Annotated in this window: 9 protein-coding genes; 6 read left to right on the forward strand and 3 right to left on the reverse strand. The window is 38.2% G+C overall.

Going from position 1 to position 9,877, the window contains the following annotated elements; genetic code table 11:
- Window positions 1-268 precede the first annotated feature (268 nt).
- Window positions 269-1,411, reverse strand: a complete 1,143-nt coding sequence (gene dnaJ / locus BN338_RS04255; protein WP_039759360.1) for a molecular chaperone DnaJ — start codon at window positions 1,409-1,411, stop codon at window positions 269-271.
- 158 nt (window positions 1,412-1,569) lie between these two features.
- Complete coding sequence (gene dnaK, locus BN338_RS04260) at window positions 1,570-3,462, reverse strand: molecular chaperone DnaK (protein ID WP_039759361.1); 1,893 nt, start codon at window positions 3,460-3,462, stop codon at window positions 1,570-1,572.
- Window positions 3,463-4,473: 1,011 nt separating this feature from the next.
- Between dnaK and BN338_RS04270 the strand changes: the two genes are divergently transcribed.
- Entirely contained in the window at window positions 4,474-5,028 is a 555-nt protein-coding gene (locus BN338_RS04270; protein WP_039759365.1) for a copper chaperone PCu(A)C, read from the forward strand.
- A 113-nt stretch (window positions 5,029-5,141) separates the two neighbouring features.
- On the opposite strand, the gene lysM is transcribed toward BN338_RS04270, so the two are convergent.
- Window positions 5,142-5,597: a peptidoglycan-binding protein LysM gene (gene lysM, locus BN338_RS04275; protein WP_039759367.1), complete on the reverse strand. Its 456-nt coding sequence runs from the start codon at window positions 5,595-5,597 to the stop codon at window positions 5,142-5,144.
- A gap of 386 nt (window positions 5,598-5,983) precedes the next feature.
- Here lysM and BN338_RS04285 point away from each other — a divergent pair, with 386 nt between their 5' ends.
- The 5 genes from BN338_RS04285 (at window position 5,984) to BN338_RS04305 (ending at window position 9,861) form a co-directional block, all read left to right on the forward strand.
- A complete protein-coding gene (locus tag BN338_RS04285; RefSeq protein WP_039759370.1) occupies window positions 5,984-6,706 on the forward strand; it encodes a response regulator transcription factor in 723 nt (240 codons plus the stop codon).
- 38 nt (window positions 6,707-6,744) lie between these two features.
- Window positions 6,745-8,529 carry a sensor histidine kinase gene (locus BN338_RS04290; RefSeq protein ID WP_039759371.1) on the forward strand — a complete coding sequence of 595 codons (1,785 nt, stop codon included), beginning with the start codon at window positions 6,745-6,747 and terminating at the stop codon, window positions 8,527-8,529.
- Window positions 8,530-8,552: 23 nt separating this feature from the next.
- Window positions 8,553-9,017, forward strand: a complete 465-nt coding sequence (locus BN338_RS04295; RefSeq protein ID WP_039759373.1) for an HPr kinase/phosphatase C-terminal domain-containing protein — start codon at window positions 8,553-8,555, stop codon at window positions 9,015-9,017.
- 134 nt (window positions 9,018-9,151) lie between these two features.
- Window positions 9,152-9,550 carry a PTS sugar transporter subunit IIA gene (locus tag BN338_RS04300; RefSeq protein WP_039759375.1) on the forward strand — a complete coding sequence of 133 codons (399 nt, stop codon included), beginning with the start codon at window positions 9,152-9,154 and terminating at the stop codon, window positions 9,548-9,550.
- Between the two features lie 17 nt (window positions 9,551-9,567).
- A complete protein-coding gene (locus tag BN338_RS04305; RefSeq protein WP_039759376.1) occupies window positions 9,568-9,861 on the forward strand; it encodes an HPr family phosphocarrier protein in 294 nt (97 codons plus the stop codon).
- Window positions 9,862-9,877 lie beyond the last annotated feature (16 nt).

A 9,877-nucleotide genomic window follows, 5' to 3' on the forward strand; every position in this document is an offset into this window, starting at 1 on the left:
ACTCGAAATATTATCAGTCATTCAATTGCATCCTTATATGGATAAGTCTTTTTTAAAACGTTATAGACACTCAAAAGCAAGACTTATCCATAAAACTTGTGAAATGTAAAAAACTCTCAGCAGCAGGAACTTAGACTCAATTAATCGCTTCTCCCTTTTCTTTTCAAGCACAAAGAAGGCTTTTCAAAGATGGTGAGACAATAGAAAGTTTAATGAAAACAGCCTTTCAAAAGTGTTTTTTCATTTATTCTGAGAATATTCACATATTTTAACCAGAAATATTTTCAAAAAATTCTTTCATACGGGAAAAAAAACCATGCGATTGTGGTGAATTTTCATGATTTGAAAGCTTTTCAAATTTTTGCAACAATTCACGTTGCTCTTGCGTGAGTTTCTGTGGTGTCTCAATCGTGATATGGATGTAAAGGTCACCTCTTGCTTGCTGACGGCGCAGCATAGGCATACCTTTGCCTTTAAGGCGGAATTGACGTCCATTTTGTGTCCCTTCAGGAATCTTAACACGTGCTTTAACACCATCAAGGTCAGAAACTTCAAACTCTCCCCCTAAAGCCGCTGTTATCATTGAAATAGGAACGCGACAGTGAAGATCTGCACCTTCTCGCTGAAAAAATTCATGCGGTTTAACGGAAAGGAAAATATAAAGATCACCACTGGGACCACCACGAATACCAGCATCTCCCTCACCAGAAAGACGAATACGCGTCCCATCTTCAATACCAGCTGGAATATTCACGCTCAATGAACGTTGTTTCTCTATGCGCCGTGTCCCCTGACATTTTGGGCATGGATCTGTAATCGTTTCACCACGTCCATGACATGTAGGACATGTTCGCTCAATAGAAAAGAAACCTTGTGCAGCACGCACACGACCAGAGCCATGACATGTTCCACAAACTTGTGGCCTAGAGCCCTTTCTCGCTCCTGAACCTTCACAAACATCACATGTGAGCGAACTAGGAATATTAATTTCTGCAGTTTTTCCTGAAAATGCCTCTTCTAAAGTCACTTCCATATTATAACTTAGATCTGCACCACGTTCGCGACCATCACCACGCTTACGGTGTGCACCTCCCATAATCTCACCAAAAAAGTCTTCAAAAATATCAGCAAATCCACTGCCAGAAGCAAAACCGCTAAAGGGATTTCCTCCCCCTTGACCACCGCTATTTTCAAAGGCCGCGTGACCAAATCGGTCATAAGCAGCACGCTTTTGAGGATCTTTCAGAACTTCATAGGCTTCGCCAATTTCTTTGAATCTTCGCTCTGCCTCTTTATCCCCGGCGTTGCGATCAGGATGATATTGCATTGCCAACTTACGAAAAGCAGATTTCAACTTTTTATCATCACATTCACGAGTCACGCCAAGAATTTCATAATAATCAACCTTCATCATGTATTCCTGATAGTTTTTCTGTCATCCATCTTTATGGATAATATCGCTTTTAATGTATATTTTTAGCAACAAAGTTGCAACTTATCTCAAATAACAAAGCCCAGCCCTATATTTCAAAGGCTGGGTTTATCAATTAATCAACACATAGGCTGACACTATTCCTTCTTATCATTAACTTCTTCAAAATCAGCATCGACAACATCATCATTCTTTGTCTCTGTTTCAGTGTCAGCGCTCGCTGCTTGTGAGGCTTCATACATAGCTTGTCCAAGCTTCATACTGACTTCTGCTAGTTTTTGCATCTTTGTTGTTATTTCTTCCGTATCACTGCCTTCAAGCGCAGATTTCAAATCAGATATTGCTGTTTCAATCTGTCCCTTTTCTTCAGCTGATACTTTATCGCCATATTCATTGAGCGATTTTTCAGTTGAATGAATAAGAGCCTCCGCTTGATTCTTGGCTTCAACACCTTCACGGCGTTTTTTATCCTCAGCCGCGTGCTCTTCGGCATCCTTTACCATTTTTTCAATATCAGCATCACTTAAACCACCTGACGCCTGAATACGAATCTGATGCTCTTTACCCGTTCCCTTATCTTTGGCCGAAACATTAACAATACCATTTGCATCGATATCAAAAGTAACTTCAATTTGAGGTATACCACGTGGTGCGGGGGGAATACCAACAAGATCAAATTGAGCCAATAATTTATTATCACTTGCCATTTCCCGTTCACCTTGGAAAACGCGAATCGTCACAGCACTCTGGTTATCATCAGCTGTCGAAAAAACTTGTGATTTTTTCGTCGGGATCGTGGTATTGCGCTCAATGAGGCGTGTGAAGACTCCACCCAAGGTTTCAATACCCAAAGATAAAGGTGTTACATCTAGCAACAAAACATCTTTAACATCGCCTTGCAATACACCTCCTTGGATGGCAGCACCCATTGCAACCACTTCATCGGGGTTAACACCTTTGTGGGGATCCTTGCCAAAAAAGCTCTGCACAACTTGCTGAATCTTGGGCATACGTGTCATACCACCCACTAAAACAACTTCGTCAATCTCACCAGCCTTTAATCCAGCATCTTTCAACGCAGCTTTACAAGGCTCGATGGTACGCTGCACTAAATCGTCAACCAGAGATTCAAATTTTGCCCGCGTCAACTTCATTGTTAAGTGCTTGGGACCTGATTGATCTGCCGTGATAAATGGTAAATTGATCTCCGTTTGCTGTGATGAAGAAAGCTCAATCTTTGCTTTTTCTGCCGCTTCTTTTAACCGCTGTAAAGCGAGTTTATCATTTTTCAGATCAATTCCTTGCTCTTTTTTGAATTCATCGGCAAAATAACCGACCAGACGCATGTCAAAATCTTCACCCCCTAAGAATGTATCTCCATTAGTTGATTTAACCTCAAAAACGCCATCTCCGATTTCAAGGACTGAAATATCAAATGTACCACCACCAAGGTCGTAAACAGCAATTGTCTTTCCGTCCTTTTTGTCCAAACCATACGCTAAAGCAGCGGCGGTCGGCTCATTAATAATCCGTAAAACTTCAAGTCCAGCAATTTTACCCGCATCTTTAGTCGCTTGACGTTGTGCATCATTGAAATAAGCAGGAACGGTAATAACTGCTTGCTCAACTTTTTCACCAAGGTAAGATTCAGCTGTTTCCTTCATCTTTTGCAAAATCATCGCTGAAATTTGCGATGGAGAATATTTCTTACCTGCTTCTTCAACCCATGCATCGCCGTTGTCACCTTTAACGATTTTATAAGGTACAAGTGCTTTATCTTTTTCAACCATAGGGTCATCAAAACGGCGCCCTATCAAACGTTTTACTGCAAAAACTGTCCCTTCAGGATTTGTTACTGCCTGACGTTTAGCAGGCTGTCCAACAAGCCGCTCTCCCCCATCAGTAAAGGCAACAACAGAAGGTGTTGTTCGCGCTCCTTCTGAGTTTTCGATAACCTTTGCGTTTTTGCCATCCATAACAGCCACACAAGAGTTTGTCGTCCCCAAATCAATACCAATTACTTTTGCCATATTATAATCTCCATTCAGCAAGCTACCTCAACCTTCATAAAGCATCTTTTTAAGATAGCTCCTCATAACACTCAAAGCCCGTATATTGCTTCAAGCAACATAAAAATAATCATAAACCGCAAGTCGCAACAAGCCTCGCTGTCTCGTATATAAGAACAGGATTTTATTGCTACAAGAGAACAATGAGAGAAACATCTCCAAAATAAAAAATTTCTTTTAAAATAGGCACTCTAATAACCCATAAATACCATATTTATGAAAGATTTGAGATCATAATCTATTTTTCTCGCAATTCTCAACAACCATATCTGTCTATAAAAATAAAAAATTAAAAGAGCAATTGTAAACGCGTTCTTGATCTCTTATCGCTCATTAAGAAATACTGACATAAAAGCTTTTTTTAATATCTCTATAAAAGGGAATAACTTATATCACAAATATTATAAAATATTACAAAACTTCCTGAGACTAAAATATCCGCATCTTATGAAACTATTTTTATGAGCTTTCTTCATAGTATTAAACGCTGCCTTTCCATATGCTTATACTGATAATTATATTACCTATCAATCTCCTCTCAAAAGCTCTTCTTCTAATATTCTCATTATTCATTGCTATTTAAAAGTTGTACTTTAAATTCACCGAAAAAGCTTTTTCTTAACTGTATTCTTCTAAAATTTGAAAATATATAAAATGCCTCTGTATAAACATTTTAAATCATAAATAACTGTCGTAATACTAAAAGTTGGTCAAGTGTATGATCTTTTTGTATTGTATCTTTATTCAGTAAAATAGTGATGCACCATAAATTTCTACCATTTACAAATAACGTTGTGAGATGTTTTGCCTTTGTAAACCCTATTTTTCCTTTAAGGTCCAAGAACTCTATGATTTTTATTTTCATATTTAAATCGATTTTATTTTAGCAATTCTTTGCTTTTATTTTAAATAAAAAATCTGCTAAAATGAAAAAACATTCAAAGTGTGAATCTTATGAAGGAGGGTAAATCAATGGGTATATCTCTTATCAAGAAAATAACAAATTTCATCTTTAAAAATACAATACATGCGCAATATTCATACAAAAAGGTTATCGCGAATATCGTATGTGCTCTTCTCTTTGCAGGTATAACACTACCCGTAAGTGCCCAGCAATATAAACTTGGTGACATAGAAATTCTCAATCCTTGGGCACGCGAAACACCTGAAGGTGTAAAAGTTAGTAGCGGTTATTTGTATATTATTAATCACGGTAATACCCCAGACCGTTTAGTTTCTATTTCCACAAACGGCGTAAAAACAACAGAAATGCACACTATGGCTGTTGTCAATGATATTATGAAAATGGAAAAAATGCATAATGGCATTGAAATTCCGGGAAATGGCGAAGTCACACTTAAGCCGGGTGGTAACCATATTATGTTTATGGGGCTTTCACAACCATTCAAGCTAGGTGATAAAATTAGCGCAAAATTAACATTTGAAAACGCAGGAACCATTGATGTTGATTTCTCTGTAAACGCTATGAAAACAACTTCACCCTCTAATTCCACTCATACTCACTAAACCTTTTTTATTATAAACACACATTTTATAAATGAAGAAGCGTGAAATTTTTTTACGCTTCTTATTTTTGTTTAATATCATAAAATAAGCAAAAAATTATCCTCTTTGATGTGTTAAATATGGTCAATTTCAGGAATACGCAAAACTTGTCCAGGATAAATTTTATCAGGAGATTTTAGCATTGGTTTATTGGCTTCAAAAATAAATGTGTTTTTATCACCTTGCCCTTTTCCATAAACCTCTTCAGCAATTTTCCAAAGATTATCACCAGATTTAACCTCATAAAAACGAGAAGTTTTTCTAGGCGTCGTATCTATAACCTTTAATTGCTCCACATCCACAGAAGAGATACCTTGTGAATTACCAACAACCAAAAGTGCTTTTTCAAGTGTTTCCCTATCTGGAACCTCACCACTTAAAATAGCTTTACCATCTTCAAATTGAATATTAACTTTTTCTGTAGCGAGTTGAAAATGATCAAATGCGGCTCTAAAGTCTTTTTCTTTTGGTTCATGATCCCCAACACCTAGTTTTTCCCCTACAGTTTTAATAAAATTAAAAAATCCCATTATGACCTCCTTTCGTATAGCAGAAACAAATTTTTGTGCATATATTGCCACATTCTTGTCTTTGCTCTTAAAACACATAGGCGGATTTTCTAAACTTCAACAATCAAAACTAAACCTGTTCGATTTTGGGACAAAGACAATAATAAACTGTGCAATAAATTTTGAGAAAAAAAGCCTTTATGCAAATTTTCTCTCAAACGAAGGGATCTTAATAGACGTAGAAACATTATAAATTATGAAAGCAAAACAAGATTTTACAGGAATGATAAAAGGTTTTTTACTTTGCTACAATTTGTATCATATTTGTTTTGCAAAAAAAATGTGAACTCCCATATAAATAGGTGTGGGTAATTTGCTACCACAGCAATAGAAAGGTCTAAGAAACCATGAAAGATACACCAACAATCACGCAAACGATTGTACTTGTTGATGATGATCGCAATATTTTGACTTCTCTATCTTTTGCACTTGAGACAGAAGGATATCGGGTTGAAAGCTATACAGATGGAGCATCTGCACTCAAGGGTCTCACACTTCATCCCCCACACTTAGCTATTTTTGATATTAAAATGCCCCGAATGGATGGGATGGAGCTCTTGCGTCGTTTACGTCAAAAATCTGATCTTCCAGTTATTTTTCTCACCTCTAAAGATGATGAAATTGATGAATTATTCGGTCTTAAAATGGGAGCTGATGATTTTATTACGAAACCTTTTTCCCAACGTCTTCTCATTGAGCGTGTGAAAGCTATTTTGCGCCGTTCCAATGCACGTAACCAACCGCTTTCTACAGGAACTGCTTCCACCTCTTCTCTCAAACGTGGAGACCTTGTGATGGATCAAGAACGTCACACCTGTACATGGAAAGATAAACCTGTTATCTTGACTGTTACGGAATTTTTGATTCTGCAAACCTTAGCACAAAGACCAGGAGTTGTAAAAAGTCGTGATGCTTTGATGGATGCTGCCTATAGTGATCAGGTCTATGTGGATGATCGTACCATTGATAGTCACATTAAGCGTCTGCGTAAAAAATTTAAACAAGTGGATGATGATTTTGCAATGATTGAGACACTTTATGGTGTAGGTTATCGTTTTCACGAGGTATAAGACTGCTTTGCCGCAAAATTTGAATGGCAATCAAATCGATGACAGACAATTCTCAACTGGAAACTCTAAAAAAAACAGCCCCTAACGGTATATCCTCAACACCATTTCTTATGTTTTCTCGTTTGCATCTTCGAATACAACGTCTCCTTAGACAATTGCTTTTTTCCAGTCTCACACGCCGCATTGTTATATTAAACATTGCTGCCCTTGCCGTTCTCGTTACAGGCATTTTATACCTTAACCAATTTCGCGACGGTTTAATTGAAGCAAAAATTAAAAGTTTATGTACCCAAGGTAAAATTATCGCTGGAGCTATTGCTGCTTCTGCAACGGTAGATACAAACTCTATCCTTATTGACCCCCAAAAACTCTTAGAGTTACAAACTGGTGAAAGTGTTACACCTGCCCCCCAATCAACCGACTCTTGGGATTTCCCCATTAACCCCGAACAAGTTGCTCCTCTTTTACGACGTCTCATCACACCTAAAACGACAATAGCACGTATTTATGATCGTGATGCTACTTTACTTCTTGATTCGCGGGTTCTTTATTCTAGCGGAGAAGTTTTTAGCTATGATTTACCCCCACTTAAAACAGAACAAAACATATGGGATCGCCTGACTTCATGGTATTCAAATACATTTTATGACAAAGGTATTGCGCTTGATAGAGAGCAAACAAAAAACCGTGGCATTGCTTATCCAGAAGTATACCGAGCATTAAACGGATCTCTTGCTACCACCAAAAGACGAAATAGACAAGGTCAACTCATTGTTTCTGTTGCCGTTCCTGTTCAACGCTATCGTGCAGTGGTTGGTGCCCTTCTTCTTTCAACAACTGGCTCCGATATTGATAACATTGTAAAAGCTGAAAGACTGGTTATATTTAAAGTCTTTGCCGTTGTAGGCAGCGTCCTTTTGGTTCTTTCGCTCTTTTTAGCCCATACAATCGCCCATCCCTTAAGCAAATTATCTGCCTCTGCTAACCGAGTACGTAATGGCAATAATCAGCGTGTAGAAATCCCTGATTTTTCAATGCGTGAAGATGAAATTGGTCATCTCTCAACCTCTATTCGTGACATGACCAATGCCCTTTACATGCGTATTGAAGCCATTGAACGCTTTGCTGCTGATGTAAGCCACGAATTAAAAAATCCCCTCACTTCTCTACGCAGTGCTGTTGAAACTCTTCCCCTGGCTAAAAATGAAGAAGCACAAGAAAAATTGCTTGAAATTATTCAACATGATGTGCGCCGTCTTGATCGGTTAATTACAGATATTTCTGATGCATCGCGGCTCGATGCAGAGCTTGCACGAGAAACCGCAGAGATCATTGATATGACACCACTTTTGGAAAGCCTTGTTCATGCCGTTCAGGAAGTATACCGCAATGCGCAAACCATCGATGTAAGTCTTAATATTATCCCACGTCCTCATGGAAAAGCTTATCTTGTGTTGGGACATGAACTCCGTTTAGGGCAAGTAATTTCCAATCTTCTTGAAAATGCACGTTCCTTTATTCCCCGTAATCGTGGCAAAATTTCCATTACTATGAAAAGTCATGCTTCAACACTTATTTTAACAATTGAAGACAATGGCCCCGGTATTCGTTCAGAAAATATTGAACGCATTTTTGAACGTTTTTATACAGATCGACCAAATGAAGATGCTTTTGGACAAAATTCTGGACTTGGGCTTTCTATTAGTCGGCAAATCATCGAGGCCCATAATGGGACAATTACAGCCGAAAATATTATTGATCCGGCACTTGGAAAATGTAAAACTGGTGCGCGTTTTATTATTATGCTTCCTCTCGTTAAATAAATCTTTTATCCAAAGTAAAAAGTATGAAAACAAAATGTGAACTACGCCACGCAAATTGCCTTCAACTGGGGGGCAAGGGGCTGTTAATTATGGGTCCATCGGGATCAGGGAAATCAACCCTCACCCTCTCTCTGCTCGACCGCGCTGAATGGTCAAAACGTGAAGCGAAACTTATCAGTGATGATTATACAGTGCTGCGTGCAGAAAACGGAAAACTTCACGGATACACGCCTGATAACTTACAGGGCGGTATTGAGGTTCGTGGCGTTGGCCTTTATATGATAGAATTCCAAAAGCATACAACTATCGATTGTGTTGTCTTTCTCGGTCCCCAATATGAACGTTTTTCCACAAATAAAACTTTTCAGTTTGAAGATTTGCACATTCCTCTTTTAAAACTTCCCTCTCTTCGTGAAGCCGATTGTACCGCCATTTGTCAAGCTATTGAAGCATTTTTGTTTAGAAAAATATGGCGCAAACATGTCTAATTTTTTCTAAAGATAAAAAAATCACACTTTTTGCCTTTTTTTTGCAAATTTTTCTTGGCAGCAAGATAAAGCATTGTAAAATATCTTTCCCACCAATATGGTCGGATCTTATTAGTTAACAGGAGTTTGCGTAAATGATTGGACTCGTGCTTGTAACGCACGGTGAGCTGGCTGTCGAATTTTTACATGCCGTGGAACACGTTGTTGGAACACAAGAAAAGTTCGCAACAATATGCGTTTATCCCGATGACGATATAGATCAGCGCCGAGGTGATATTATAGCCGCAGTTACCGATACAAATACAGATAATGGCGTCATCATATTAACAGATGTGTTCGGTGGGACACCGTCAAATATAGCTATTCCTGCTATTGAAAAAGGACGCGTTGAAATGATTGCGGGGGTTAATTTGCCCATGCTTATTAAACTGATTTCTATTCGAAAATGTCCTGATATCTCATTATCAGATGCGTTAAGAATAGCACAAGAAGCAGGGCGTAAATATATTAATGTACCAAGTATGATTTCATAGCGGATGATAAAATATTGATGCTTTCTAAAGATACCCTCCCATGCATAAGCCGTCATTTCAATATCTGTAATAAACGTGGTTTGCATGCAAGGGCTTCTGCAAAATTTGTACAAACTGTTGACAACTTTAACGCCACTGTTGAAGTTGAAAAGGATGGAAAAATCGTTGGTGGATCATCAATTATGGGACTTATGATGCTAGCGGCTTCATCTGGATGCAACCTTACCATTCATGTTTCAGGACCAGAAGCAACAGATGCTCTTAATGCTCTTGAACAGCTTATCAATAACAATTTTGGAGAGGAAAATTAGTGCTTTCTCACCATAA

The sequence above is a fragment of the Bartonella queenslandensis AUST/NH15 genome (assembly GCF_000312585.1).
Lineage (GTDB): Bacteria > Pseudomonadota > Alphaproteobacteria > Rhizobiales > Rhizobiaceae > Bartonella > Bartonella queenslandensis_A.

Coding starts and splice junctions, on each gene's coding strand:
- BN338_RS04300 (WP_039759375.1), top strand. CDS start 9,152: ATGATTGGACTCGTGCTTGTAACGCACGGTGAGCTGGCTGTCGAATTT.
- dnaK (WP_039759361.1), bottom strand. CDS start 3,462: ATGGCAAAAGTAATTGGTATTGATTTGGGGACGACAAACTCTTGTGTG.
- BN338_RS04270 (WP_039759365.1), top strand. CDS start 4,474: ATGGGTATATCTCTTATCAAGAAAATAACAAATTTCATCTTTAAAAAT.
- BN338_RS04305 (WP_039759376.1), top strand. CDS start 9,568: ATGCTTTCTAAAGATACCCTCCCATGCATAAGCCGTCATTTCAATATC.
- BN338_RS04295 (WP_039759373.1), top strand. CDS start 8,553: ATGAAAACAAAATGTGAACTACGCCACGCAAATTGCCTTCAACTGGGG.
- dnaJ (WP_039759360.1), bottom strand. CDS start 1,411: ATGAAGGTTGATTATTATGAAATTCTTGGCGTGACTCGTGAATGTGAT.
- BN338_RS04290 (WP_039759371.1), top strand. CDS start 6,745: ATGACAGACAATTCTCAACTGGAAACTCTAAAAAAAACAGCCCCTAAC.
- lysM (WP_039759367.1), bottom strand. CDS start 5,597: ATGGGATTTTTTAATTTTATTAAAACTGTAGGGGAAAAACTAGGTGTT.
- BN338_RS04285 (WP_039759370.1), top strand. CDS start 5,984: ATGAAAGATACACCAACAATCACGCAAACGATTGTACTTGTTGATGAT.